Raw genomic sequence first — 25,727 nt, forward strand, 5'->3', positions numbered from 1 at the left:
CCGGATGGGCGAGGCAAGGAGGAGGTCAGGGCACGGCGAAGGGCCTGTCGTGCTTCAGCGAGGGAATGCGGCGGCGCGTGTCGGCCGCGAGTTCGAGGTCGATCTCGGCGGTGATGATGCCCTGCTCCTCGCCGCCGTCGGCGAGCACGCGGCCCCACGGGTCGACGATCAGCGAATGGCCGAAGCACTCGGCACCGCCCAAGAGCGTGCCGCTCTGGCAGGGCGAGATCACATAGGCGCCGTTCTCGATGGCGCGCGCCCGCTGCAGCACGTGCCAGTGCGCCTCGCCCGTCACCCTGGTGAAGGCGGCGGGCGCGGCGAGCATCTGGGCTCCCGCCTGCGCATAGGAGCGGTAAAGCTGGGGAAAGCGGATGTCGTAGCAGATCGACAGCCCGATCATGCCTTCGGCACAGGGTGCCACCACGCCCTTGTGGCCAGCGGCGATGGTGGCGGATTCCTGATAGACCCTGCCCTCGCCGAGATTGATGTCGAAGAGGTGGATCTTGTCGTAGCGCGCGGCGATCCGGCCCTCGGGGTCGAGCATGAAGCTGCGGTTGAAGATGCGCCCGTCCGGCGCCTTGACGCCGATCGAGCCCAGGAGCAGCCAGATCCTCAGTTCATCGGCCAGCGCCTGCATGGCGGGCAGCACCGGGTGTTCCGCCTCCTCGAAGGCCACGGGGAACAGCTTGCCCTCGCGCGTGTCGAGACCGGCGCAATATTCGGGCGTGGCCACGAAGGCCGCGCCCCGGCCCGCGGCCTCGCGGATCATCGCGCCGAGAACGCCGATGTCGTGGCCGATATCGGTCGTGGCGGTGTTCTGGATGCAGGCGGCCCTGAAGCTCATGGCTTCTCCTTAGCCTTCTCCGCCTCCGGTGTGAAGAAGGAGCGGATCACGTGCAGCGCGCTCCGCGATTTCAGGCAGATCATCCACTCCTCCATCTCGGTCCCCCAGTCGGGGACAGCGAGCACGGCGAGCCTGCCGTCGGGCACGAGCTCGCCCTCGGACATGATGGCGAGGCCGAGGCCATGTGCGGCGGCCTCGCGCGCGGCCTCGCGGCTCTCGATCTCGATCGCGGCGGGAATCGCCAGGCCGCGGCGCGCGGCCTCCTCGAGGAGCAGCCTTCGCGTCATCGAACCCTCCTCCCGGAGGATCAGCGGCAGCCGGACGAGCTCGCCGAAGCCGATCTCCCTCAGCCTCGCGAGCTTGGAGGAGCGCTGCACCACCGCCACCAGCCGGTCGCTCCTGAGCTTGCGGGCGAGGAAGGAGGGCTCGGGAGGGCGTTCCGCCGTCACGGCGATGTCGATCGAGAAGTCCTCGAGCCTTCTCAGCAGCTGGGCGGAATTGCCGGTGACGAGCCTCAGGCTCAGCTTGGGGTGCCGGAGCCGGAAGCGGGCGAGCTCGGGCAGGATGTGCACGGCGGCATCCGCCCCGATGGTGAGCTGGCCCTCCTCCAGCGTCCGCCCGCGCGAGAGGAGTTCCGCCGCCTGCGCCTCCGCCTCGAACTGCCGCTCGGCGATGGCGAAGAGCTTGCGCCCCATGTCGGTGAGGGACACGCCGGAGGCAGCGCGCGTGAAGAGCTGCACGCCGTAAGCCTCCTCGAGCTTCCGCACATGGTCGGACACGGCGGGCTGGGTGAGGCCCAAGGCCTCCGCCGCGCGGGAGAATCCACCGTGGACGGCGACGGCGTGGAAGGCCTTGAGCTGGGCGTGGCGCATATCACCTCAACTTATGGGGTTCATAAGAACATACGATTTGACTGATAATGGTCAAGCGCACATGTTCGGCGCCGAAACATTCCGAGGATTTCGCCATGGACAAGCTCGCCCGCCGCTTCGACGGTCCTCCCGGCCAGGAGGACATGCCCTATCTCCTCACCCCCGGGCCGCTCACCACCTCGCGCTCGGTCAAGGCCGCGATGCTGGCCGACTGGGGCTCGCGCGATGTCGAGTTCCGCCGCGTCGTCGCCGAGATCCGCAAGGGGCTCCTCGATCTCGCCGGCTGCGACGAAACGTATGAATGCGTCATCATGCAGGGCTCCGGCACCTTCGCCATCGAGGCGGCGCTCGGCAGCTTCTGCCCGGCCACGGGCCGGAAGACGCTGGTCGTCGCCAACGGCGCCTATGGCGACCGGGCCGCGGCGATCCTCGCCAAGATCGGCCGGCCGCACGCCAAGATCGACAAGGGCGACAGTGCCGCCCCAACCGTCGCCGAGGTGATCGCGGCGATCGAGGCCGACCCCGAGATCAGCCATGTCTGGGTCATCCATTGCGAGACGACGTCCGGCATCGTCAACCCGATCGCGGACATCGCCCGCGCGGTGAAGCAGCGCGGGAAGACCTGCATGGTCGATGCCATGTCCTCCTTCGGGGCACTTCCACTCGACATGAAGGACGGGATCGACGTGATGGTCTCCTCCTCCAACAAGTGCATCGAGGGGGTACCCGGCTTCTCCTACGTGCTGGTGAAGCACGACATGCTGGCGGCCTCGAAGGGGCACAGCCACTCCGTGGTGCTCGATCTCTTCGAGCAGTGGAAGGGGCTCGAGGCCAATGGCCAGTTCCGCTTCACCCCGCCCACCCACGCGCTCGTCGCCTTCCACCAGGCGATGCGCGAGCACGCCGAGGAAGGGGGCGTCGCGGCGCGCGGCCGCCGCTATGCCCGCAACGCCCAGGTGCTCATCAAGGGCATGCGCGAGATGGGCTTCTCGACGCTGCTTTCGGACAACGAGGCGGGCCCCATCATCCAGACCTTCCTCACGCCGCGCGATCCCCATTTCCATTTCGAACGCTTCTACGAGGACCTCCGGCTGCGCGGCTTCGCCATCTATCCCGGCAAGCTCACCAGGCGCCCGAGCTTCCGGATCGGCACCATCGGCAAGGTGGACGAGAAGGTGATGGCGGGCGTTCTCGCCGCGATCCGCGAGGTGCTGGCGGAGATGAACGTCACCGACCTCTCGCCGCTCGAGGCGTGACGATGAGAACCGTCACCGTCAATGGCCGCAGCTACGATTGGCCCACGGCCCCGCTCGTCGTCATCTGCTGCGACGGCAGCGAGCCCGACTACATGGAAATCGCCATGGCGAAGGGCCTCATGCCGAATCTCCGGCGCATCATCGAGAAGGGCGAGAACCGGCGCGGGCTCTCGGTCATCCCGAGCTTCACCAACCCCAACAATCTCTCGATCGTCACGGGGCGGCCTCCCGCCGTCCACGGCATCTGCGGCAACTACCTGATCGACCCGGCCACCGGCCAGGAAACCATGATGAACGATCCGAAGTGGCTGCGCGCACCCACCATCTTCGAGGCGTTCCAGAAGCAGGGCGCGAAGATCGCGATGGTGACGGCCAAGGACAAGCTCCGCCTTCTTCTCGGCAAGGGCCTCGCCTTCGACGGCACGGCAGTGGCCTTCTCCTCCGAGAAGGCGGACAAGGTGAGCATGGCGGAGAACGGCATCGCCGACGCCTGCGGCATGGTCGGCATGGGCGTGCCGGACGTCTATTCGGCGGAGCTTTCGGAATTCGTCTTCGCCGCCGGCGTCAAGCTGCTCGAGCGCATGAAGCCCGATCTCATGTATCTCTCCACCACCGACTACGTGCAGCATAAATACGCGCCGGGCTCGGAGGGCGCCAACCGCTTCTACGCGATGATGGACAAATATCTGGGCCAGCTCGACCGGGCCGGCGCCATCCTCGTCATCGTCGCCGACCACGGCATGAAGGACAAGCACCTCTCCAACGGCGAGCCGGACGTGCTCTACCTTCAGGACGTGCTGGACCAGGCCTTCGGCAAGGGCAAGACGAAGGTCATCCTGCCGATCACGGACCCTTACGTCGTCCATCACGGCGCGCTCGGCAGCTTCGCCACGGTCTATGCCTATGGGCCGGACGTGAAGGAGGTGATGGCGCTGATCGCCAGGCAGGACGGCATCGATGCCGTGCTCGACCGCAACGAGGCCTGCGCGCGCTACGAGCTGCCGGAGGACAGGATGGGCGACGTCGTGGTCGTCTCCGGCGGGCCGAGGCGCTCGAAGGTCATCGGCACCTCGCGCGACAAGCACGATCTCTCGGGGCTCGACGAGCCGCTCCGCTCGCATGGCGGCCTCACCGAGCAGGAGGTTCCGGTGATCGCCAACCGCAAGTTCGTCAACGCACCCGCGAAGCTCCGCAACTTCGATGCCTTCGCGCTCGGATGCAACCATATCGTGGAGAACTGAAATGAACGTCGCTGTCACGGGCCGCCCGCTGATCGAGGAGTCGATGCGCATCGGCGGCAGGAAGGTGAAGGCGGATGGCGTGGTGCCGGTGCACTACCCCTACACCAACGAGGTGATCGGCACCGTGCCGGCGGGCCGCGCCGAGCATGCCGCCCAGGCCTTCGCCATCGCGCGGAGCTACAAGCCGAAGCTCACCCGCTACGAGCGCCAGCAGATCCTCTTCCGCACGGCGGAGCTCATCCGTGCACGGAAGGACCAGCTCTCGGACCTCATCACGCTGGAGCTCGGCCTTTCCAAGAAGGACTCGCTCTACGAGGTGGGCCGCGCCTATGACGTCTATTCGCTGGCGGGCCAGCTCTCGATCCTGGACGACGGGCAGATCTTCTCCTGCGACCTCACCCCCCAGGGCAAGCCGCGCAAGATCTTCACCAAGCGCGAGCCCGTCGGCGTCATCTCCGCCATCACGCCCTTCAACCACCCGCTCAACATGGTGTCGCACAAGGTGGCCCCGGCCATCGCCACCAACAATTGCGTGGTGGCCAAGCCCACCGAGCTGACGCCGCTCACCTGCATCGCGCTTGCCGACATCCTCTACGAGGCGGGGCTTCCGCCCGAGATGTTCCAGGTGGTCACCGGCTGGCCGCAGGACATCGGCGATGAAATGGTGACGAACCCCGAGATCGACGTCATCACCTTCACCGGCGGCGTGCGCGTCGGCAAGATCATCGCCGGCAAGGCGGGCTACAAGCGCGCCGCCCTCGAACTCGGCGGCAACGACCCGCTGATCATCCTCGACGATCTCTCCGACAGCGACCTCGACAAGGCGGCGGAACTCGCCGCGGCGGGCGCCACGCGGAATTCCGGCCAGCGCTGCACGGCGGTGAAGCGCATCCTGGTGCAGGAGCGCGTCGCCGACCGCTTCGTGGAAAAGGTGCTGGCGAAGGCCAAGGCCATCAGGTTCGGCGACCCGATGGACCCCGCGACCGATCTCGGAACCGTCGTCCACGAGGAGGCCGCGAGGACGTTCGAAGCCCGCGTCTACAAGGCCGCCGAGCAGGGTGCCAAGGTGCTCTACGATCCCGGCCGCAAGGGCGCGCTGCTGCCGCCCATCACGGTCGATTTCGTGCCGCACCATTCGGAGCTCGTCTTCGAGGAAACCTTCGGCCCCGTCGTTCCCGTCGTCCGCGTGCCCAATGACGACGACGAGGTGATCCGGATTTCCAATTCGACGCCCTTCGGCCTCTCCTCCGGCGTCTGCACCAACAATCTGTCGCGGATCACCCGATTCATCGAAGGACTCAACGTCGGCACGGTCAACATCTGGGAGGTTCCGGGCTACCGTATCGAAATGTCGCCCTTCGGCGGGATCAAGGATTCGGGCAACGGCGTTAAGGAAGGCGTCATGGAAGCCATGAAATTCTTCACCAACGTCAAGACATGGTCGCTTCCCTGGCCGCAATGAGAACCTAGTTGAACCCGGGCACCGCCGTCATCGTCAACCTCCTGGGCGGGATCGCCCTCCTGCTCTGGGGCGTGCGCATGGTGCGCACCGGCGTGATGCGGGCCTGGGGCGAGCGGCTGCGGAACTTCATCGAGCACCGGGTGGGAAACCGCCTCTCCGCCTTCATGGGCGGCGGCGTCGCCACGGCGATCCTCGGTTCCAGCACCGCCATGACGCTGATCGTGGCGGGTCTCGCCGCCTCGGGCGCGATCGGCACGGCGCTGGGGCTCGCCGTGCTGCTCGGCGCCGACGTCGGCTCGGCCATCGTCTCCTCCATCTTCGCCTCGGGCTCGGGCTTCGCGCTCTGGGCCTCACCGATCCTGCTGTTCGCCGGCTATGTCGTCCATTCCTGGTCGGCCGAGCTCCGCCCGCACAATCTGGGGCGCATCCTGATCGGCCTCGGGCTGATGCTGCTCTCCCTCACCCTCATCAAGGAAGCATCGGCTCCCCTGAGCACGGCGACGCTGTTCCATGACGTGCTCGCCGCCGTCGGCCGCGAACCCTTCCTTGCCTTCCTCATCGGCGCGGCACTCACCTGGCTGTTCCACTCCTCGCTCGCGGTGATCCTGCTCATCGCCACCTTCCTCGCCAACGGCAGCCTCGAGATCGGGGGTGCGCTCGCCTTCATCCTCGGCATCAATTTCGGCGGCGGGCTTCCCGCCGTCACCGCGACGCTGGCAGAGCCACCCTCGGCGCGGCGCCTGCCACTCGCCAACCTCCTCTGCCGCGCCATCCTCGCCCTGCTGGGCCTGGTCTTCGTCGAATGGATCACGCCGCACGTGGAGATGCTGCCGGTGGGGCCTGTCGAGAAGGCGGTGGGCTTCCACGCCGCCTTCAACATCCTGGTCGGGCTCGTGTTCCTGCCCTTCACGGGCCTCGTGGCGAGGTTCATGGCCTATCTCCTGCCGGAGGACGCGCAGGACAAGGACCGGCTCGCCCATCCGCGCTATCTCGATCCCAAGGCGGTGCGCACCCCCGCCGTGGCGCTCGCCAACGTGCTGCTCGAAACCGTGCGCATGACCGAGCTTCTCGAGCGCATGTTCGACACCGCCCTCGACTCGCTCCGCTCCGACACGCTCGAGGGGCTGAAGAAGCTGAAGCCGATGGACGAGCGGCTCAACGTCTACCAGGCGCAGCTCCAGGCCTATCTGGCGGAACTCGCCGACGAGCTTTCGCCAACCGAGTCCCGGCGGGCGCTGGAACTCACCCTCTACGTCAGCAATCTCGAGCACGCAGGCGACGTCGTGCAGCTCAACCTGGCGGGGCGCGTCGAGGCCAAGGTGCGGGAAGCGATCTCCTTCACGGAAGACGAGATCGCCTCGCTCGACAATCTCTGCCGCATCATCCACGACAATCTGAAGCTCGCAACGGCGGTTCTCTCCTCCGGCGACGTCGAGGGGGCGAAGCGCCTCATCTCCCAGAAGGATGCCTTCCGCGAACTCCAGAACGAGGTGCTGGACAAGCATTTCCGCACCGGCTCGCGCGGCAAGGGCGCAGCTCTCCGCCGCAGCGCGCTCTACGTGGACATCATCCGCGACCTGAACCGCATCAACGCGCTGGTGGTCTCGGCGGGCTACCCCATCGTCGATGCGGCGGGGCTGCTCCGGGGCTCGCGCCTCAGGCAGGAAAGTTGATTCACGATGTCAATCAGCAGCAGGCACTTCAAGGAAGAAATGCCTAGCACGCTGTAGGAATAAAGTCAATAGGCGGCCCGGGGCGGCCGTCACGCCAGCCCTTCGGCCTTCAGCACCTGGCGGATCGAGGCAGCGGTCTTGTCGACGATCTCGACGAGCTCGTCATCGGTCACGTTGTAGGGCGGCGCCAGGATCACCACGTCGCCGTTGACGCCGTCGACGTTGCCGCCCACGGGATAGCAGATGAGGCCGTTGTCGAACGCCCGCTGGCGGATCTTCATGAACAGCTTGCGCTCGGCGCCGAAGGGCTTCTTCGTCGTGCGGTCGGCCACGAGCTCGATCGCCTGGAAGAAGCCGCGGCCGCGGATGTCGCCCACCGCCTCTATGCCCTTCGTCGCCTCGACGAGCATGGAGCGGAGCTTTCCTTCCATGGCATGAACCCGCTCGACGAGCCTCTCGCGCTCGACGATCTTCTGCACGGCGACGCCCGCGGCACAGCAGGCGGTGTGGCCGGTGAAGGTGTGCCCGGTCATGGGCGCCCCGTGCTTTCCGTGGATCACGTCCGCCACCCGGTCGGTGTAGATCGCGGCGCCGAGCGGCAGGTAGCCGGCGGCCAGGCCCTTCGCCACCGACATGATGTCGGGCTCGACGCCGTCCTGCTCGAGGGCGCGCCAGGTGCCGGTGCGGCCGGCGCCGCACATCACCTCGTCGGAGATCAGCAGCACGCCGTATTTGTCGCAGATGTCGCGCACGCGCTTCGCATAGCCCTCGGGTGCCGGCACGCAGCCGCCCGCAGCACCCACGACCGGCTCGAAGACGAAGGCGCAGATCTTCTCGGGGCCCACCCGCAGGATCTCGTCCTCGAGTTCCTTGGCGCAGGCTTCGCCCACCGTCTTGGCCGTCGCACCCGCCACCGGGCGGTATGAATTGGCCGGCGAAAGCCTGGAGACGTCGAGCAGCGAGCCCTCGAAGGCGCGCTTCCTCTCGAGGAAGCCGGAGACGGAGAGTGCGCCCAGCGTGTTGCCGTGCCAGGAGCGCTCGCGCGCGATGAAGCGCCGGCGGCTCATCTCGCCGTTGGCCGCGTGATACTGCAGCGCCAGCTTGAGACAGGATTCGACGGCCTCGGAGCCGCCCGTGACATAGACCATGTTGTTGAGGGTTCCGCCGCAGCGGCGGCGGATGATCTCGGTCAGCTCCTCCAGCGCGTCGGAGGAGAAATTGTAGCGGTAGCCGTGGGCGATGCGGTCCAGCTGCTCCTTGATCGCGCCGTTCACCTCGGGGTTCGAATGCCCGATGCAGTAGACGGCGGGCCCGCCCGAGCCGTCGATGTACTGCTTGCCGTCCACATCATAGACATAGCTGCCCTTCGCCCAGGCCACTTTCGGGAGATCGCCTGTCGAGTGAATATGCTGGGGAAGAGCTGCGGCAGAGGACATGTGCATTGCGCCTTGCGTTGGAATTGACGGTCGATCAAACTCTTAACACCCCTTCGAGAGGCTCGGCAAACCGGTGATCACCGTCTTCGACGACATGCAACGCTCCCATGCGCCGCGCGAATTCATCGTGTCGGGCAAGCCGCAGCCGATCCCCGAGATCCCCGAGCGGATCGACATGCTGCTTGAAGGCGTGCGCCGCATCGGGGGTCCCGTCGTGGCACCGAAGGAGATCTTCGGCGACACGCTGGCGCTGGTGCATGACCGCCGCTACATCCAGTTCCTCTCCACCCTGTGGGAGCGCTGGCGGCGCATACCGGACGCTGCGGAAACGCCCTCGCCCAACGTCTTCGCGCTGGGCCGCGCCAGCCTGCCGCCCGCCAGCTATCCGGACAGCGTCGTGGGCCAGTGCGGCTGGCACCTGGGCGACGGCTCCTGCCCGGTCACGCCGAAGACGTGGGAAGCGGCGCGCGCCAGCGCCGCGACCGCCGCGCACGGCGCCAAGCTCGTGCTCGGCGGGGAGCGCGCCGTCTACGCGCTGTGCCGGCCGCCCGGCCATCACGCGGCCGCCGACATGGCGGCGGGCTTCTGCTACTTCAACAATGCCGCCGTTGCCGCCGCGGTCTTCCGCGAGGCCGGAAGGCGCGCCGCGATCCTCGACATCGACGTCCACCACGGCAACGGCACGGAGGCGATCTTCTATGATCGGGCGGACGTGCTCACCGTTTCCATCCATGCCCATCCCAGGCGCTTCTATCCCTTCTTCTGGGGCTATCCGGAAGAGCGCGGGCGGGGAGACGGGGAAGGCTTCAACCTCAACTTGCCGCTCGAGCGCGGCACCACGATCAAGCCCTACCGGGAGGCGCTCGGCACGGCGCTTTCGCGCATCGCCGATTTCGCGCCCGACGTCCTGGTGCTGGCGGCGGGGCTCGACATCGCGGTGGACGATCCCTTCAAGGGCTTCGCCATCCAGACCCCCGAATTCGGCGTGATCGGCCGCGACATCGCGGCCCTGACGCTGCCGATGCTGATCGTGCAGGAGGGCGGCTACCCCTCGCCACATCTCGGCGGCAACCTCGCCTCGCTGCTCGAAGGGCTGCTCGCGTGAGCCTCTCGGTGCGGCCGATGCGGCGCGAGGAGGCGGTGGCGGTGGCCAAGATGGTGCATGGCCTTGCCGTCCACATCGGCACGGACTTCGTGCCGAAGCTCGACGGTGAAGGGCTCCGCGACGCCGAGGACCTGATCGACGTCGTGGTCGCGGAGGAGGAAGGCCGGCTCCTCGGCGCCTGCCTCGGGCTCATGACCTTCTCGACCTGGCGGGGTGCCCGCGGGCTCTACGTCGTCGATCTCTTCGTGCTGCCGGAGGCACGCGGGCGGAACGTCGGCCTCGACCTGCTGCGCTGTTCGGCGCGGCGCTTCGCAAAGCGCGGCGCGCGCTTCATCAAGCTCGAGGTGGACGAGACCAATACCGGGGCAGAGCGCTTCTACGCGCGGCTCGGCTTCGTGAAGAAGACCGAAGACAGGCTCCACATTCTGGAGCAGGATGGGCTTCGACAATTCATATCAGCGGGAGGGCAGGAATGAGCATCAAGCATGTCGGCCTCATCGGCGTCGGCCTCATGGGCCACGGCATCGGCAAGAACATCCTGGAGAAGGGCTACAAGCTCACGGTCATGGCGCACCGGAACCGCGCACCGGTGGAGGATCTCGTCTCCAAGGGGGCGCATGAGCGGAACAATCCGCTCGCCGTGGCGAAGGAGTCCGACATTGTCATCCTCTGCGTCACCGGCACGCCGCAGATCGAACAGATCGTCTATGGCGAGTACGGCCTGATGGGCGCGGTGCGCGAAGGCCTGGTGATTGCCGACTGCTCGACGGCGGAGCCCGCCTCGACGGTGAGGATTGCCGCCGATGTCGAGGCCAAGGGCGGGCATTTCGTCGACACGCCGATGACGCGCACGCCGAAGGAGGCGGCGGCGGGAAAGCTCGGGCTGATGACCGGCGGGCCTGACGCGGTGATGGCGAGGATCCGCCCGGTGCTCGAATGCTTCGCCGACACCATCGTCCATGCGGGGCCGGTGGGTTCGGCGCATCAGCTGAAGCTCATCAACAATTTTCTGTCGATCTGCCATGCGGCGGTGGCGGCGGAGGCGATCACGGTGGCCGCCAAGGCGGGCGTCGACATGAAGGCGCTGCGCGACATCGTGATGGCCGGCGGTGCCGCCTCGGTGATGTTCGGGCGGCTCATCAACGTGCCGCTCTCGGACGACGACAGTGCGGCGCAGTTCGCCATCCGCAACGCCAGGAAGGACCTCCGCTACTACACCAACATGACGGAGCAGCTGCCGGTTGCCTCCTTCCTCGCCGAGACGGCGCACCAGATCACCGTGATGGCGGACAACATGGGCTATGGCGAACGCTTCATCCCGCGCCTCATCGACGTGATGATGACGGTGAACGGTCTGAAGAAATAGCTGCCGCTCAGGAACGGACCGGGGCGGGGAAGACCCGCTCCGCCGCCACATGGTCGATCATGGCGCGCCAGTCATCAGGGAGGTAGCCCCAGTCCGGCATGTCGGGCAGGGCGGCTTCGAGCATGTCGACGGTCGGTTCGCGAAGCGCCCCCACGGCGGCGCGGGCGGCCTCGACGCAGTTGCGCCAATCCTCCTCGCCGAGGGACATGGCGAGGGCCCGTGCCACCCGCTCGATCATGGAAATCTCTGCCGTCATCTTTCAATCCAACGGCGCACGGCCGAATCTGCGCGCACCGGCTGTTAACCATGATTTAACTAACCAAAGGTGGCAGTGGGTGCAACATGACGTTAAGTCAAAGTGATGGGGAACAGGAGGACTCGATGCTGGACATGTTTTCGCTGAAGGGGCGGGTCGCGCTGGTGACCGGTGCCTCCCGCGGGCTTGGCTTCGCCATGGCGAGGGCGCTGGCCGAAAGCGGGGCGCAAGTCGTCGTCAATGCCCGCAACCCGGCCGAACTCGCCGAGGCCGCAGGACGGATCGGGGCGGAGCCGATGGCCTTCGACGTCACCGATGCCAAGGCGGCGCGCCAGGCGCTCGAGCAGGTGGAGGCGCGCCACGGCAGGCTCGACATCCTCGTCAACAATGCCGGCATCCAGCACCGCCGCCCGATCACCGACTGGGAGGATGAGGATTTCGACCGGGTCATCGCGGTCAACCTGTCCTCCTGCTTCCGGCTGGCGCGCGATGCCGTTCGGCTGATGTTGCCGCGCGGATACGGGCGAATCATCAACACGGGCTCGGTCGCGGCGATCCTCGGGCGCCCCACCATCCACGCCTACGTGGCGGCGAAGGCGGGGCTGCACGGGCTCACGCGCTCCATGGCGGCGGAGCTCGGGCGCAAGGGCATCACCGTCAACGCGCTGGCGCCCGGCTATTTCGCCACCGAGCTCAACACCGCTCTTCTCGAGGACAAGGCCTTCACCGCCTGGGTCGAGTCGCGCACGCCCGCAGGCCGCTGGGCAAAGCCCGAGGAACTCGGCGGCGCCGCGGTCTTCCTCGCCTCCGACGCGGCTGCCTATGTCAACGGCCATGTGCTGGCGGTGGACGGGGGGCTATCGGTCTCCCTCTAGGCAGTGACCTCAGCAGGCGAGCAGCTCAGGCTTCCGGCGTCTTCCCCTCCAGCGCGCGCGCGAATTTCGGCATGTCGATGTTGCCGCCGGAGAGGACGAGGCCCACGCGCTTGCCCTTCATCTGATCGCGTTCCCGCAGGAGGGCGGCGAGCGGGGCGGCCCCTGCGCCTTCGGCTATGGTGTGGCAGCAGCGGAAAAAAAGCCGCACGGCTTCGGCGATCTCATCCTCGCTGACCGTCACGATGCGGTCCGCGCCCTGCCTGATCAGCGCGAAGGCTTCCGGGTTCACCACGCGCACCGCCATTCCGTCGGCGAAGGTCGTGGCTGCGTTGGTCGAGACGGGCTTTCCCGCCGCGAAGGAGAGCGCCACGGCATTCGCACCTTCGGCCACCACGCCCACCACCTTCGTCCTCAACCCCAGCAGGTCGCGCGCGGCGATGGTGCCGACGATGCCGGAGCCCATGCCGACGGGCACATAGACGGTGTCGAGCTCGCCCGCCGCGCGGAACAGTTCATGGGCGTAGGTCGCCACCCCCATGACGAGCTCCTTGCCGAAGGAGGGGATGAAGTCGAGGCCACGCTCACGCGCGATCTCCATCGCCGCCTCGCGCGCGGCGTCGAAATCGTGCCCCGTCTCGATCAGTTCGGCACCCCAGGCGCGCATCGCCTCGTTCTTCTCCGGCGAATTGCCGAGCGGGCAGACGATGGTGGCACGAATCCCGACGCGCGCCGCGGCAAAGGGTATCGACTGGCCGTGGTTGCCGCGCGTTGCGGTGACGACGCCGTTCACCTCGCCGCGGTCCTTTCGCATCCTCATGTGCACGAGCCCGCCCCGCACCTTGAAGGCCCCGGTGGGCGTGTGGTTCTCGTGCTTCACCCAGGCTTCGCAGCCCGTCACCTCCTTCAGGAGCGGCCAGGCATATTGGGGCGTGGGCGGCATCGCGGCATAGACGATGCGGCTTGCGGCTTCGAGCTCGTCGGCGGTGTACATGGCGGCGAGTAAGGCCCAGGGGCAGGCCATGGTCAACCTTGACTCCTGCATCGGCCCATGTTTCGTGCGCGCAACGGGAATCAGTCGGGGAAATGCAATGAAAACGGCCTTCGTCTTTCCGGGCCAGGGCAGCCAGGCCGTGGGCATGGGCAAGAGCCTCGCCGAGAGTTTCGCCGCGGCGCGCGCCGTGTTCGCGGAGGTCGACGAAGCGTTGGGCCAGAGGCTCTCTGTCCTCATGTGGGAGGGACCGGAGGCGGATCTCACCCTCACCGAAAACGCCCAGCCCGCGCTGATGGCCGTCTCCATGGCGGTGATTCGCGTGCTCGAGACCGAGCACGGGATCACGGTCGGGGGTGCCGCAAGCTTCGTCGCCGGCCACTCGCTCGGCGAATATTCGGCGCTGGCGGCGGCGGGCACCTTCACGCTCGCCGATGCGGCGCGGCTCCTCAAGACGCGCGGCCTTGCGATGCAGAGCGCAACGCCCGTCGGCACCGGCGCCATGGCGGCCCTTCTCGGCCTCGACTTCGCGACGGCCGCCCAGGCCGCCGCCGAGGCGGCACAGGGCGAGGTGTGCCAGGCGGCGAACGACAACAGCGACGGGCAGGTGGTCGTCTCCGGCAGCAAGGCCGCTGTCGAGCGCTGTGCGGAGATCGCCAAGGCCAAGGGCGCGAAGCGCGCGGTAATGCTGCCCGTCTCGGCACCCTTCCACTGCGCGCTGATGCAGCCCGCCGCGGACGTCATGGCGGAGGCGCTTGCCAAGGTCGAGATGAAGGCTCCGGTGGTGCCGGTCGTCGCCAATGTCGGTGCCGCGCCGCTGAGCGATCCGGCGGCGATCCGCGAAAGCCTCGTCAGGCAGGTCACCGGCACCGTGCGCTGGCGCGAGTGCATGGCCTACATGGCGGGCCACGGCGTCAGCCGGTTCTACGAGATAGGGGCGGGCAAGGTGCTGACTGGTCTTTCAAAGAAGAACGCGCCGGAGGCCGCCGCCTTTGCCGTCAATTCGGCCGAAGACATCGCCGCCGCGGCGGCCCAGCTCAAGGGATAGCGACCATGTTCGATCTCACCGGAAAGACCGCACTCGTCACCGGCGCCACAGGCGGCATCGGCGCTGCCATCGCGAGGACGCTGCACAGGGCGGGTGCCACCGTTGCGGTTTCCGGCACGCGCGCCGCCGTTCTCGAAGACCTCAAGGCGGAGCTCGGCGGCGGGCGCGTGCATGTTCTCGCCTGCAATCTCTCGGACGCCGCGGCGGTGGAGAGGCTGGTGCCCGAGGCGGAAGCCGCCATGGGCTCGCTCGACATTCTGGTCAACAATGCGGGCATCACCCGCGACGGGCTTTCCATGCGCATGAAGGACGAGGACTGGAACGCGGTGCTGGATGTGAACCTCACCGCCTCCTTCCGGCTCGCGCGCGCGGCGATGCGCGGCATGATGAAGAAGCGCTGGGGGCGGATCGTCAACATCACGTCCGTCGTCGGCGTCACCGGCAATCCCGGCCAGGCCAATTACGTGGCCTCCAAGGCCGGCGTCATCGGGCTCACCAAGTCGCTGGCGCAGGAGCTCGCGGCGCGCAACGTGACGGTCAATGCCGTGGCTCCCGGCTTCATCGCCACGCCGATGACGGAGGTGCTGAACGAGAAGCAGAAGGAGACGATCCTGGCGCGCGTCCCGGCGGGCAAGCTCGGAACGCCGGATGACGTGGCGGCCGCCGTGCTCTACCTCGCCTCGGAGGAGGCAGGCTACGTCACCGGCCAGACGCTGCACGTCAACGGCGGCATGGCGATGATCTGAGCCGGCCCGTCGCTCAGCGCTCGAGCACCAGAACGTCGAGCTTCGATTCGTAGTGCGGGGCGGGGAAGAGGAGGATGATGCGGTTCTCCGCGCGGCGCTCGGCGATCGCCACCTGATTCTCCTGCGTATCATCGCCGTAGCGCCGGGGCGCCTCGCCCGCGACGTAGCCCGCACCGAGATAGGCAAGCCGCGTATCCGACAGGGTGAAGAAGGAGCCCCGGGTGCGCTGCGAGCCCGTGAGCTTTTCGAGCAGCCACCCGGCACCGTCATCCGAGATGCGGCACCTGAACCAGCCGTAGACGACGAGCGGCAGCCCGCCGCCCAGCTTCAGCGTCCGGCAGCGCCAGTTTCCCACCGGATCGAAGCCGCTGGCGAGAGGAAGCGGGCTGCCCGCCAGCGCAGCATCGAGAACGGCCAGGTCTTCCGGTCTGCCGCCAGCGCGCGCCTCGGCCAGGGCATCCTTCAGCGTCGCTTCGAAACCGTCGAGACGCTGGCGGTCATGCGGGGTGATGCGGCGCTCCAGTTCGCCATCCGCCCATGCGGCGGTTGCCAGGACCAGGAAAGCGAAAAGACTGAGAACGATCTTTGCCATATGGTCAACTTGCCAAGGCCGCGGCCGTGCCGCAAGCCTGGCCGGAAAGCGCCGTTTCAATGCCCCTTTTGACGCGCCTTGGATTTGTGCTAGGGAAGCCTCCGGCGTGTTGGGGGGGCCGCAGGGGGTTCCTGCTGTCCTGCCGAATGAATTCTGAAAACAACCAAGGACGATACAACAATGAGTGATGTGGCTGAGCGGGTGAAGAAGATCGTCGTCGAGCATCTCGGCGTCGACGCCGACAAGGTCAAGGCGGAAGCGAGCTTCATCGACGACCTCGGCGCGGACAGCCTCGACACGGTCGAGCTGGTCATGGCCTTCGAGGAAGAGTTCGGCATCGAGATCCCGGACGACGCAGCCGAGTCCATCCAGACCGTCGGCGATGCCGTCAAGTTCATCGAGAAGAGCGCTGCCTGAGCAGCGCGGGCCGGCCCCCGGGGCTGATCCATCAGACACTTCGCGCGGAGGCAGGGAGAGGAAGAACCTGCCGCCGCGTTTTCGTGTAGAAAGGGCATGAGCATGCGCCGCGTCGTCGTCACCGGACTTGGGATGGTGTCTCCGCTCGCCTCGGGCGTCGAGGATACATGGAGCCGCCTGCTCGCCGGCGAGTCGGGCGCGGGGCGGATCACGCGCTTCGATGCCTCCGATCTCTCCTGCCAGATCGCCTGCGAGGTGAAGCGCGGCGACGGCTCGGGCGGCACGTTCAATCCCGAGCAGTGGATGGATCCCAAGGAGATCCGCCGCTACGACGATTTCATCATCTACGCGATGGCGGCCGCCAAGCAGGCGATGAAGGATTCCGGACTCGAACTCGCCACCGAGGAGGAGAAGTGCCGCGCCGGCGTGCTCGTCGGCTCCGGCATCGGGGGATTGAGCAACATCGCCGACACCACGATGCTGATGAACGAGAAGGGCCCGCGCCGCATCAGCCCGTTCTTCATCCCGGGTTCCCTCATCAATCTCGCCTCGGGCCTCGTGTCGATCGAGTTCGGGCTCAAGGGGCCGAATCACGCGGTGGTCACCGCCTGTTCGACGGGCTCGCACGCGATCGGCGACGCGGCGCGGCTCATCGCCCTCGACGATGCCGACGTCATGGTGGCGGGCGGTGCGGAATCGGCGGTGTGCCGGCTCGGAATCGCGGGCTTCATCGCCTGCAAGGCGCTGGCCACCAAGTTCAACGATGCGCCGGAAAAGGGTTCGCGCCCCTATGACAAGGACCGCGACGGTTTCGTCATGGGCGAGGGCGCGGGGATCCTGGTCCTCGAAGAGCTCGAGCATGCCAGGGCGCGCGGCGCGAAGATCTATGCCGAGATCGTGGGCTACGGCATGTCGGGCGACGCCTATCACGTGACGGCCCCCTCCTCCGACGGCGACGGCGCCTTCCGCTGCATGAGTGCCGCCCTGAAGCGGGCTGGGCTCCAGGCCCATGAAATCGACTACGTGAACGCCCATGGCACCTCGACGCCCCTGGGCGACGAGATCGAGCTGCGCGCCGTCGAGCGGCTGATGGGCAACCGCACGCATGAGCTGACCATGTCCTCCACCAAGTCCTCGGTCGGGCACCTCCTGGGTGCCGCGGGCGCGGTCGAGGCCATCTTCTCCATCCTGGCGATCCGCGACAACGTCGCGCCGCCGACCATCAATCTCGACAATCCTTCGGTCGAGACGCGGATCGACCTCGTGCCGCATGCCGCGAAGAAGAAGGAGATCAACACAGTTCTGTCGAATTCCTTTGGTTTTGGTGGCACAAACGCATCGCTGATCATGCGCCGCTACGCGGCCTGACACCACACAGGGAGACGAGTTGGAGAGGCCTGGCCCATCCGTGAAGGTGCCGGAACCGCGGCTTCCCAGGAAGCGCGCCTCGGCGGTGTCGCGGGTGCTGCGCTGGACCTTCCTTATCGTGCTCCTCCTCGGCATCGCCGGCGCCGCCGCCGCCTTCTACGCCCAGGCGCAGTTCACCGCTCCGGGCCCGCTTGCCGAGGACAAGGTCTTCATCGTCGAGCAGGGGCTCTCCACCCCGGCGATCGGCGCGGCGCTCGAGGAGAACGGGATCATCTCGAACGCCCGGCTCTTCGCCGCCATGGCCTATGCGACCGGCCAGCGCACGCGGCTCAAGGCGGGCGAATACGCCTTCCCGAAATCCGCCTCGATGCAGGAGGTGATGGCGCTCATCGCCAGCGGCAGGTCCATCGCCTACAAGATCTCGATCCCCGAAGGCTTCACCAGCGAGATGGCGGTGGCGCGCGTCAACGCGCACGAGGTGCTGGCAGGTCCGCCCGCCGCCGTGCCGCCCGAGGGCTCGATCCTGCCCGACACCTATGTGTTCCGGCGCGGCATGACGCGCCGGAAACTGGTCGAGGACATGCAGGCGGCCCAGGCAAAGCTCCTCGAGGAGCTGTGGGCGACGCGCGTCCCCATCCCCACGATCACCAGCAAGGAGCAGGCGGTGACGCTTGCCTCGATCGTCGAAAAGGAGACGGCAGTGGCGGAAGAGCGGCCGGTCATCGCCTCGGTGTTCATCAACAGGCTCGAGAGGGGCATGCGGCTCCAATCCGACCCGACGATCATCTACGGCATCGCGGGCGGCAAGGGCCGGCTGGAGCGTGGACTGACCCGCACCGACATCGAGACGGAGACGCCCTACAACACCTACCGCATCGACGGGCTGCCGCCGGGGCCCATCGCCAATCCCGGCCGGGCGGCGCTCGAGGCGGTGCTGGACCCGCAGGCGACGGACTATCTCTATTTCGTGGCGGACGGCACCGGCGGGCATGCCTTCGCAACCACGCTCGAGGAGCATAACCGCAACGTTCGCAAGTGGCGGCAGATCGCCGGCAATGCCGCCGCCGCCGCCGCCGCGGAGGATGCCGCACAGGCGGCGGAAGGAACCGCCGGAGAGCCCGCACCCGCACCCGCACCCGCAACCGCCACCGAGGCGCCGCCGCAGGCCCCGGCCGATGCGCCGCTCGCCGCGGCTGTCCCGGAGGCCACTCCGACGCCCGTGCCCGAAGCTCCAGCCGCCGCAACGGCAAGCCCTGAACCAACGGCACCTCCCGCCGCCGGGCCAGCTCCCGGCACCATCGTGACGGTCGAGGGGAGACAGGCCGTCATCCCCCGCCTCCGGCCGCCGCGCTGAACCGTTTCCCCTGCGCCGGAAGTGATCTAGAAGGGAGCCCTGATTCACCCGTCGAGGCGCCTGATGCCCCTTTCCAGCATGACCGGATTTGCCCGCGCTTCGGGCGAGCGCGCGGGCCTTTACTGGCAATGGGAGATCAAGAGCGTCAACGGCAAGGCGCTCGATGTGCGGCTGAGGCTGCCGCAGGGCTTCGAGGCCCTGGAAACGCCGCTTCGCGCAGCGCTCGCCCAGGCGTTCCGGCGCGGCAATCTGCAGGTGTCGCTCAGCGTCAGCGGCGCCCTGGCGCGCGAGACGGTGCGCCTCAACGAGGAGGTCCTGGAGCAGCTCGTCGCCGCGGGCGAGGCGCTGCGCGAGAGAATCGGCGGCGAACCGCTGAGCGCCGGGGCGCTGCTTTCGATCAGGGGCGTGGTCGAGGTGGTGCCGGTCCCGGAGGATGAGGCCGAGGCGGAGCGGCGCAATGCCGCCATGCTCGGAAGTTTCGGCGATGCGCTGGCGGCCCTCGCGGTGGCCCGGCGCGAGGAAGGGGCCAGGCTTCAGGCGGTGGTCTCCGCCCAGGTCGCGCGCATCGCCGAGCTCGCCGAGGCGGCGCGCGTCAATCCCGCCCGCTCGCCCGAGGCGATAAGGGCGAGGCTCGCTGAACAGGTGTCGCGGCTTCTCGAAACAGGGGCTTCGCTCGATCCCGACCGGCTGCACCAGGAGGCGGTGATCGCCGCAACCCGCGCCGACATCCAGGAGGAACTCGACCGGCTCTCCTCGCATGTGGAGGCGGCCCGCGCACTTCTCTCCTCCGAGGATGCGATCGGGCGCAAGTTCGACTTCCTCGCCCAGGAGTTCAACCGCGAGGCCAACACGCTGTGCTCGAAGGCGTCCGACCGCTCGCTCACCGCGATCGGCCTCGACCTCAAGACCGTCATCGACCAGCTGCGCGAGCAGGTTCAGAACATCGAATGAAGACCACCAGGACCATGACAGACATCCAGCGCCGCGGCCTCCTGCTCGTCATGTCCTCGCCCTCGGGCGCGGGCAAGACCACGCTGTCGCGGCGGCTGCTGGCGAGCGATCCCAACATCACCATGTCTGTCTCGGTGACGACGCGGGCGCCACGGCCGGGCGAGGTCAACGGCAAAGATTACCACTTCATCCCGCAGGAGGAGTTCGTCCGGCTCCGCGACCGGGGCGAGCTTCTCGAATATGCCGAGGTCTTCGGCAATTTCTACGGCACGCCGAAGCGGCCGGTCACCGAGGCGCTGCAGGCGGGGCGCGACGTGCTCTTCGACATCGACTGGCAAGGCACGCAGCAGCTCGCCCAGGCCATGGAGGAAGACCTCGTCCGCATCTTCATCCTGCCGCCGACGGCGGAGGAGCTGCGCGAACGCCTGATCCGCCGGGCGCAGGATTCTTCCTCGACGGTGGCCAAGCGCATGGCCAAGGCGGCGGACGAGATCAGCCACTGGCCGGAATACGACTATGTCATCGTCAACAATGACGTGAACGTCGCGAGTGCCGAAATCGACGCGATCCTCACCGCGGAACGGTTGCGCCGCCGCCGCCAGGTGGGTCTCACCCAGTTCGTGCGGGAACTCACGAAGGCGCTGTGAGACGCGCCGCGATGCGTGCAAAGGCCTCGACCGGCAACTGCTCGGCTCTTAGTTCCGACTCGATACCCATCTCGGCAAGAACTGTCTGAGGGTCAGGAAACAGGCTGCGCAGGCTGGCACGAAGCATCTTTCGCCGCTGGCCGAATGCGGCCGCCGTCACACGCTCCAGCGCTTCGAGAGCACAGGCGGGTGCGGGAACAGCGCGCGGGACCAGTTGCACGATGCTCGAGGTGACCTTCGGCGGCGGCGTGAAGGCCGAGCGGTTAACGTCGAACAGCTTTCTCGTCACGCACCTGTATTGACTCAATACCGACAGCCGCCCGTAATCCTTCGAGCCGGGCGCGGCGACGATGCGCTCCGCCACCTCTTTCTGGAACATCAGTGTCAGCGAGCCGTACCAGGGCGGCCAGGACGCTTCCGTCAGCCAGCCGACGAGCAGGGGTGTTGCAATGTTGTAGGGGAGATTGGCGACGATGCGGCAGGGGCGGCCCTCCGCAAGCGCCGGGTAATCGGCCTCGAGCGCATCGCCCTCGATGATCTGCAGCCGGCCCGGCCAGGCGGCGGCGACCTCCTCGAGGGCGGCGATGGCGCGGGAATCGCGCTCGATGGCGATCACCCGCCCCGCGCCTTCCAGCAGCAGGGCGCGGGTGAGCCCTCCCGGGCCCGGCCCCACCTCGATGACCGTGATGCCGGCGAGCGGCCCCGCAGCGCGGGCGATGCGGCGGGTGAGGTTGAGGTCGAAGAGGAAGTTCTGTCCGAGCGCCTTCCTCGCGGCGAGGCCGTGGCGCGCGATCACCTCCCTGAGCGGCGGCAGCGGGTCCTCGCTCGCGGGGGTCACCGGGCCTTCTCCGCCATGCGGGCGGCGAGCCGGATCGCGGCGATGAGGCTCTTGGGGTTGGCGATGCCGCGCCCGGCGATGGCGAGCGCCGTGCCATGGTCGGGCGAGGTGCGGATGAAGGGCAGCCCCAGGCTCACATTGACGCCGCCATGGAAATCGAGCGTCTTCACCGGGATCAGCGCCTGGTCGTGATACATGCAGAGGATGGCGTCATAGCTGGCGCGCGCCTCGGGGTGGAAGGCTGTGTCGGCGGGAAGCGGCCCGATGACGTCATGGCCTTCTTCCTTCAGGGTGCGCAGGGCGGGGATGATGATGTCGATTTCCTCGCGTCCCATCGTGCCGTTCTCGCCGGCATGCGGGTTGAGCCCGGTGAAGGCGAGGCGCGGCCGTTCGATTCCGAAGAAGCGCCGGAGGTCCTTCGCCGTCACCCGCGCCTGGGCGAGGATCGCCTGCCGCGTGAGGGCTCCCGGCACGTCCTTCAGCGGAATGTGCACGGTGACGGGGATGGCGCGCAGGCCTTCGGCCACCAGCATCATCACCTCCTGCACGGGCCGGCCATGGCGCGCGGAAAGATGGGCGAGGTAATCGGTGTGGCCCTGGTGCCGGAATCCGGCGCCGTACAGCGCCTCCTTCTGGATCGGGTTGGTGATGATGCCCGCGATCCGGCCGGCAAAGGCCATGGCCACTGCCTCGTCGATGGCGGCGATCACCTGGGGCGCGGTGGCGGGATCGATCTTGCCGGGGGCGGGCTTCGCCGCGAAAGGGCGGTGGAGCACCGGAAGGGCCGATCGAAAGACACTCGTTGCCTCCCGGGGGTCCGATACTTCCGTCACGGAGAGGGCGGGGTTGCGGGAGCGCCAATACTGCGCATCACCCAGCAGGAGGAAGGCCGAGGACGGCTCGTCGCGGAGTGCCTCCCAGGCGGCGGCGGTAATTTCGGGGGCAACGCCTGCCGGTTCACCGCAGGTCAGGAGGAGGGGAGCCGCCGTCATCCCGCCGTCACTGCTGGGCGTATTCGCTGTCGCGATACTCGACGTAGACCTTCTCGCGCGCCGTCTTCAGGTAATTCTCCTCGAGCTTGTCGTATTTCTCGTTGATGACGAGGCGCTCCACCTGCTCGCGCGTGGGCATCTTGAAATCCGGCTTGGGCGGCGTGATCCGGCGGGTGCCGCAGAGCGCCACCAGCTGTATGCCCGCCTTGCCGCGCATGGGGCCGACGGCGCGACCTTCCCCGGCCTTGTCGAGCGCCTCCTTCATCTGCTTCGGCAGCTTGGCGGCGTCGGCATCGAACTTCTTGCCGACCTTCACGTTGAAGATGCCCTCGGCCGCCGCCTTGGCCGAACCGCAGCCCTTGAACTTCTGGCGGAACTGCTGGGCCTCGATGGCGCGGGACTGCAGCAGCATGGGATCGTCGCCCTCCAGCGGCAGCGTGATCTCCATCAGCGAGTAGACGGTGATCGGCTTCATGCGCGGATCGTTCATGATCTTCGACATCTGCGTATCGACGTCGGACTTGATCTTCGCCATCCTTGCGTCGACGTCGGAGGGATTTACCGTGATCTCCTCGCGGTACTTGGCGGCGATGAGGCGGCTGAAGGCGGTCGAGGCCGTGAGATAGCTCCTCAGGCTCGCCTCGCTGATGCCCTGGTCCTTCAGCAGCTTCAGCAATTGCTGGCGCGTGTATTTCATGCCCTTGGCGACGCGGTCGATCCGTTCCGAGATCTCGGCATCGCTCGGCACCATCATCAGGCGCCTTGCCTCCAGGAGCTTCACCTGGTCGTCGATCAGCTGCTTCAGCGCCTGCTTGCGGGTGAGTCCCCCCGGCGGCAGATCGCCGACGATCTTGAGAAGGGTGATGCGCTGGGTGATGTCGCGCTCGGTGATGGGCTGGTCATTGGCGACGGCGACGACGCCCTGGGTTTCCGCCCTCGCGGGAGCGGACGTGCCGGCCACACCGGCGACGAGCGGCACGGCAACGGCCGCCGCCATCATGATCCGAAACGGGGACATCAGAGCTTGAATCCTCCGGACAGCCCGCCGATCGTGCGCAGCTCGATGCCGAGGTCGATGCGGTGCTCGGTGCCCTCTTCGTCGGGGCCGAACTCGTCATCCCGCGACATCGAATACTTCAACTCGGCCCTCATGCAATCGCACTCGAAGGCCACGCCGACCGATTGGTCCATGAATCTCTCTTCCTTCAAATCGTAGCGGGCGCCACCGAAAACGCTCCACACCTCGTCGATGTGGTAGGTGCCGTCCGCCCAGATCTGCCGCTCGTCGTCCGGGCGCCCGTAATTGGCGGCGGCCGCGACGTCGGCATAGCTGAGAGAGCCGGAAAACTGGTCGAAAGTGAGGCCGAGTGTTGCCTCCTGAACGTTGATGCGGGAAAGGTCTTCCTCCACCCGCGCCTGGTAGCCCAGGGTCAGGTACTCGTTGACCTGCAGCGCCAGGGCACCGACGAGATCGGATGAGGTTCCCTCGAGGCCGGACCCGGCGGCGAAGCTGTTCTCGCCGGCGATGTGGAAGCTCTCACCGAAGCTGGCGCGCAGGAAGCCGCCATTGGCGCCCATCAAGGTGTAGTTGACGCCGGCATTGGCGCGAACGCCGCCTTCCTGCCGGTCGAAGCCCGAGAAGCGGTCGTTCAGGAAGAGGCTCGAAGTGTCGAAGTTGAGGGTGATCGCATCCTCGTTGGCATTGTCGCGGTCGCGCTGCTCGGAGGGTGCCGCGAACATCTGGAACACCGGCGTCAGCACGCTCTGCATCGAGCCGTGGCTGGCGATCATCGGCATGCGCACGTCGAACCCGGCGGTTGGCATCAGATAAATGTCCGGGTCGTCCTGGTCCTCGCTGTCGGGAACGTTCTCGGAGAAGAAGGCGTCCGAGCGGATCTGGGCGAAGGGCGTCACCAGAAGGCCGCTGTCGGAGATCATCTGCCGCTTCCACTCGGCATAGGCCATGGCGTGGGTCTGCTCGGTGCCGAGTTCCAGCCCCCGCCATGGATCATCCACCGATTTCTCGCGGGTGAGGGAATAGGCGTTGAACCGGAAGGCCAGTTCGCCGCCGAAGACCGGCTGGTCGAGCACATAGTCGCCGGTGATGAAGGGCAGGGCCACCGGCAGTTCTTCCTGGTCCTCGTCGCGGGTGAGGGTGCGCCAGCCGATGATCTGGGCCTTGGTGTAATTGCGGTCCTCGAGCCCGGTGGCATGGACCGAGCTTGCCGCCATGTTGCGGTCGTCCAGGTCATAATCGGAAAGGAACGAGCGGTCGCTCGTCACCGTGGCGTCCCAGCCCCAGCTCCAGGTGCGGTTGATGCGGAAATCGCCGTCGGTCTTCACCGCTCCGCGCCAGGGCCCGTCTGCCGCCGCACTGTCGTCCGGGTCGAGTTCATAGATGCCGAAGCCGCGCAGACGGTACATGCCGTCGGCGAGGCGGTGGCGCCATTCAACATCGGCCAGCACGCCCTGCTCGGTCGTCCACATGGGCGAGAAGGTCATGTCCATGTTGGGGGCCACCGCCCAGAAATAGGGGGTGGTCACGCCGAGGCCGTAGGAGCCGCCATGGAAGGAGGGCAGCAGGAAGCCCGTGCGGCGCCTCACCGTCGGATCGGGATAGGCGAGATAGGGCGTCCAGAAGACGGGGACGCCGCCCAGTTCGAGCCTCGCATCCCGGTAATAGATGGTGCGTTCGTTGAGGTCGTGCTTGGCCTCGCGCGCCACGATCTGCCAGGCGGGGGTTCCACCGTCGCTGACGCACGTGACGCAGGCGGTGTAGCTGGCCTTCTCGTAGACGACGATGCCGTTCTCGAAGCGGCGGGCATATTGCGCGGTGATCGTCACGTCGTTGGTGAGAAGGGCGCGCACATGGCGGGCGAAGCCTTCCCTGAAGTTCTCCTTCAACTCGGCGAAATCCGCCTCCACCACATTGCCGTTGGGCTCGCGCAGCATGATCGAGCCGTTGGCGGTGAAGACGCCCTTCTTCATGTCGTAGACGACCTTGGTCGCAGTCAGGACATAGGGGCCATAGGTGAGCTGGACGGTTCCGGTGGCGGTCGCCACATCCGCCCTCCCGTCATAGGTCAACCGGTCGGCAACCACGTCGACGCGGGTGCCCTTGGGGATGGGCTTGGTCTCGGGGGCGACGAATTCGGGCGCATCCGCCATGCGGGCGGCGGCGGCGGTGACCGGCAGTCCGAGGCCGGCAGCCGCCATCATGGCCAGAAGGCACACATGCACTCCCGGCAAGGCCAGTCCCAAGACGCTGATGCGGCGTTTTCCCACCCGAACCCGACACCCGATGTTTGCAGCAGTCATACCGGCTTTCACCCCGCCCGGGAAGGCCTGTCATGGCCTTACACCAGGAGGAGGACGGGTCGTACCGGGCGCCTGTTTCCGG

General features: G+C 67.3%; 25 protein-coding genes. 15 read left to right on the forward strand and 10 right to left on the reverse strand.

All coding sequences use genetic code 11. The features are described 5' to 3' along the window. Nucleotides 1-25 precede the first annotated feature (25 nt). Nucleotides 26-844, reverse strand: coding sequence for a carbon-nitrogen hydrolase family protein (locus ACK4HL_RS04305; RefSeq protein ID WP_409756811.1), 819 nt, complete (start codon nt 842-844; stop codon nt 26-28). Beyond that, nucleotides 841-1,716 carry a LysR substrate-binding domain-containing protein gene (locus ACK4HL_RS04310; RefSeq protein WP_409756812.1) on the reverse strand — a complete coding sequence of 292 codons (876 nt, stop codon included), beginning with the start codon at nt 1,714-1,716 and terminating at the stop codon, nt 841-843. The genes ACK4HL_RS04305 and ACK4HL_RS04310 overlap by 4 nt, the downstream gene beginning before the upstream one ends. 95 nt (nt 1,717-1,811) lie before the next feature. On the opposite strand from ACK4HL_RS04310, the gene ACK4HL_RS04315 reads away from it, so the two are divergent. From ACK4HL_RS04315 to ACK4HL_RS04330, 4 genes are read left to right on the forward strand one after another with little or no spacing between them, the layout of a single operon-like run. Further along, a complete protein-coding gene (locus ACK4HL_RS04315) occupies nt 1,812-2,972 on the forward strand; it encodes a 2-aminoethylphosphonate--pyruvate transaminase (RefSeq protein ID WP_409756813.1) in 1,161 nt (386 codons plus the stop codon). Between the two features lie 2 nt (nt 2,973-2,974). After that, a complete protein-coding gene (phnA, locus tag ACK4HL_RS04320) occupies nt 2,975-4,213 on the forward strand; it encodes a phosphonoacetate hydrolase (protein ID WP_409756814.1) in 1,239 nt (412 codons plus the stop codon). Between the two features lies 1 nt (nt 4,214). After that, entirely contained in the window at nt 4,215-5,675 is a 1,461-nt protein-coding gene (gene phnY, locus ACK4HL_RS04325; protein ID WP_409756815.1) for a phosphonoacetaldehyde dehydrogenase, read from the forward strand. 8 nt (nt 5,676-5,683) lie between these two features. Further along, entirely contained in the window at nt 5,684-7,348 is a 1,665-nt protein-coding gene (locus ACK4HL_RS04330; RefSeq protein WP_409756816.1) for a Na/Pi cotransporter family protein, read from the forward strand. Between the two features lie 89 nt (nt 7,349-7,437). On the opposite strand, the gene ACK4HL_RS04335 is transcribed toward ACK4HL_RS04330, so the two are convergent. Further along, nucleotides 7,438-8,784: an aspartate aminotransferase family protein gene (locus ACK4HL_RS04335; protein ID WP_409756817.1), complete on the reverse strand. Its 1,347-nt coding sequence runs from the start codon at nt 8,782-8,784 to the stop codon at nt 7,438-7,440. A 73-nt stretch (nt 8,785-8,857) separates the two neighbouring features. Here ACK4HL_RS04335 and ACK4HL_RS04340 point away from each other — a divergent pair, with 73 nt between their 5' ends. The 3 genes from ACK4HL_RS04340 to ACK4HL_RS04350 are packed head-to-tail and all read left to right on the forward strand — an operon-like array spanning nt 8,858 to nt 11,255. Then, nucleotides 8,858-9,889 carry a histone deacetylase family protein gene (locus tag ACK4HL_RS04340; RefSeq protein WP_409756818.1) on the forward strand — a complete coding sequence of 344 codons (1,032 nt, stop codon included), beginning with the start codon at nt 8,858-8,860 and terminating at the stop codon, nt 9,887-9,889. Then, nucleotides 9,886-10,365, forward strand: coding sequence for an N-acetyltransferase family protein (locus tag ACK4HL_RS04345; protein ID WP_409756819.1), 480 nt, complete (start codon nt 9,886-9,888; stop codon nt 10,363-10,365). The genes ACK4HL_RS04340 and ACK4HL_RS04345 overlap by 4 nt, the downstream gene beginning before the upstream one ends. Beyond that, nucleotides 10,362-11,255, forward strand: coding sequence for an NAD(P)-dependent oxidoreductase (locus tag ACK4HL_RS04350; protein WP_409756820.1), 894 nt, complete (start codon nt 10,362-10,364; stop codon nt 11,253-11,255). The genes ACK4HL_RS04345 and ACK4HL_RS04350 overlap by 4 nt, the downstream gene beginning before the upstream one ends. Before the next feature lie 7 nt (nt 11,256-11,262). Here the strand turns inward: ACK4HL_RS04350 and ACK4HL_RS04355 are convergent, their stop codons facing one another. Then, nucleotides 11,263-11,511 (reverse strand): hypothetical protein, encoded by a 249-nt coding sequence (locus ACK4HL_RS04355; protein ID WP_409756821.1) that lies wholly within the window; start codon nt 11,509-11,511, stop codon nt 11,263-11,265. A gap of 125 nt (nt 11,512-11,636) precedes the next feature. Here ACK4HL_RS04355 and ACK4HL_RS04360 point away from each other — a divergent pair, with 125 nt between their 5' ends. Continuing rightward, entirely contained in the window at nt 11,637-12,386 is a 750-nt protein-coding gene (locus ACK4HL_RS04360; RefSeq protein WP_409756822.1) for an SDR family oxidoreductase, read from the forward strand. A 25-nt stretch (nt 12,387-12,411) separates the two neighbouring features. On the opposite strand, the gene ACK4HL_RS04365 is transcribed toward ACK4HL_RS04360, so the two are convergent. Beyond that, nucleotides 12,412-13,377: a threonine dehydratase gene (locus ACK4HL_RS04365; protein ID WP_409756939.1), complete on the reverse strand. Its 966-nt coding sequence runs from the start codon at nt 13,375-13,377 to the stop codon at nt 12,412-12,414. Nucleotides 13,378-13,474: 97 nt separating this feature from the next. Between ACK4HL_RS04365 and fabD the strand changes: the two genes are divergently transcribed. Both fabD and fabG read left to right on the forward strand, forming a co-directional pair. Continuing rightward, nucleotides 13,475-14,422 (forward strand): ACP S-malonyltransferase, encoded by a 948-nt coding sequence (fabD, locus tag ACK4HL_RS04370; RefSeq protein WP_409756823.1) that lies wholly within the window; start codon nt 13,475-13,477, stop codon nt 14,420-14,422. 5 nt (nt 14,423-14,427) lie between these two features. Further along, nucleotides 14,428-15,168, forward strand: coding sequence for a 3-oxoacyl-[acyl-carrier-protein] reductase (gene fabG / locus ACK4HL_RS04375; RefSeq protein ID WP_409756824.1), 741 nt, complete (start codon nt 14,428-14,430; stop codon nt 15,166-15,168). A 13-nt stretch (nt 15,169-15,181) separates the two neighbouring features. Here the strand turns inward: fabG and ACK4HL_RS04380 are convergent, their stop codons facing one another. Then, entirely contained in the window at nt 15,182-15,760 is a 579-nt protein-coding gene (locus ACK4HL_RS04380) for a DUF4893 domain-containing protein (RefSeq protein ID WP_409756825.1), read from the reverse strand. Between the two features lie 180 nt (nt 15,761-15,940). Between ACK4HL_RS04380 and ACK4HL_RS04385 the strand changes: the two genes are divergently transcribed. The 5 genes from ACK4HL_RS04385 to gmk all read left to right on the forward strand — a co-directional run bounded on the left by ACK4HL_RS04385 (nt 15,941) and on the right by gmk (nt 20,497). Beyond that, nucleotides 15,941-16,177: an acyl carrier protein gene (locus ACK4HL_RS04385; RefSeq protein WP_111197536.1), complete on the forward strand. Its 237-nt coding sequence runs from the start codon at nt 15,941-15,943 to the stop codon at nt 16,175-16,177. Between the two features lie 102 nt (nt 16,178-16,279). Further along, nucleotides 16,280-17,545: a beta-ketoacyl-ACP synthase II gene (gene fabF, locus ACK4HL_RS04390; protein ID WP_409756940.1), complete on the forward strand. Its 1,266-nt coding sequence runs from the start codon at nt 16,280-16,282 to the stop codon at nt 17,543-17,545. Nucleotides 17,546-17,585: 40 nt separating this feature from the next. Then, nucleotides 17,586-18,899 carry an endolytic transglycosylase MltG gene (gene mltG / locus ACK4HL_RS04395; RefSeq protein ID WP_409756826.1) on the forward strand — a complete coding sequence of 438 codons (1,314 nt, stop codon included), beginning with the start codon at nt 17,586-17,588 and terminating at the stop codon, nt 18,897-18,899. A gap of 78 nt (nt 18,900-18,977) precedes the next feature. Continuing rightward, entirely contained in the window at nt 18,978-19,850 is an 873-nt protein-coding gene (locus tag ACK4HL_RS04400) for a YicC/YloC family endoribonuclease (RefSeq protein ID WP_409756827.1), read from the forward strand. 14 nt (nt 19,851-19,864) lie between these two features. Then, nucleotides 19,865-20,497, forward strand: a complete 633-nt coding sequence (gene gmk, locus ACK4HL_RS04405; RefSeq protein WP_409756828.1) for a guanylate kinase — start codon at nt 19,865-19,867, stop codon at nt 20,495-20,497. On the opposite strand, the gene rsmA is transcribed toward gmk, so the two are convergent. The 4 genes from rsmA to ACK4HL_RS04425 are packed head-to-tail and all read right to left on the reverse strand — an operon-like array spanning nt 20,481 to nt 25,561. Next, the gene (gene rsmA / locus ACK4HL_RS04410; RefSeq protein WP_409756829.1) at nt 20,481-21,335 is read right to left on the reverse strand and encodes a 16S rRNA (adenine(1518)-N(6)/adenine(1519)-N(6))-dimethyltransferase RsmA; all 855 of its coding nucleotides are present in this window, start codon (nt 21,333-21,335) and stop codon (nt 20,481-20,483) included. The two genes, gmk and rsmA, sit on opposite strands and share 17 nt — an antisense overlap. Beyond that, nucleotides 21,332-22,327, reverse strand: coding sequence for a 4-hydroxythreonine-4-phosphate dehydrogenase PdxA (pdxA, locus tag ACK4HL_RS04415; protein WP_409756830.1), 996 nt, complete (start codon nt 22,325-22,327; stop codon nt 21,332-21,334). The genes rsmA and pdxA overlap by 4 nt, the downstream gene beginning before the upstream one ends. 7 nt (nt 22,328-22,334) lie before the next feature. Then, the gene (locus ACK4HL_RS04420) at nt 22,335-23,345 is read right to left on the reverse strand and encodes a SurA N-terminal domain-containing protein (RefSeq protein WP_409756831.1); all 1,011 of its coding nucleotides are present in this window, start codon (nt 23,343-23,345) and stop codon (nt 22,335-22,337) included. Next, a complete protein-coding gene (locus ACK4HL_RS04425; RefSeq protein WP_409756832.1) occupies nt 23,345-25,561 on the reverse strand; it encodes an LPS-assembly protein LptD in 2,217 nt (738 codons plus the stop codon). The genes ACK4HL_RS04420 and ACK4HL_RS04425 overlap by 1 nt, the downstream gene beginning before the upstream one ends. Between the last annotated feature and the right edge of the window lie 166 nt (nt 25,562-25,727).

This window comes from Aestuariivirga sp. (assembly GCF_046294715.1).
Classification (GTDB): Bacteria; Pseudomonadota; Alphaproteobacteria; order Rhizobiales; family Aestuariivirgaceae; genus Aestuariivirga.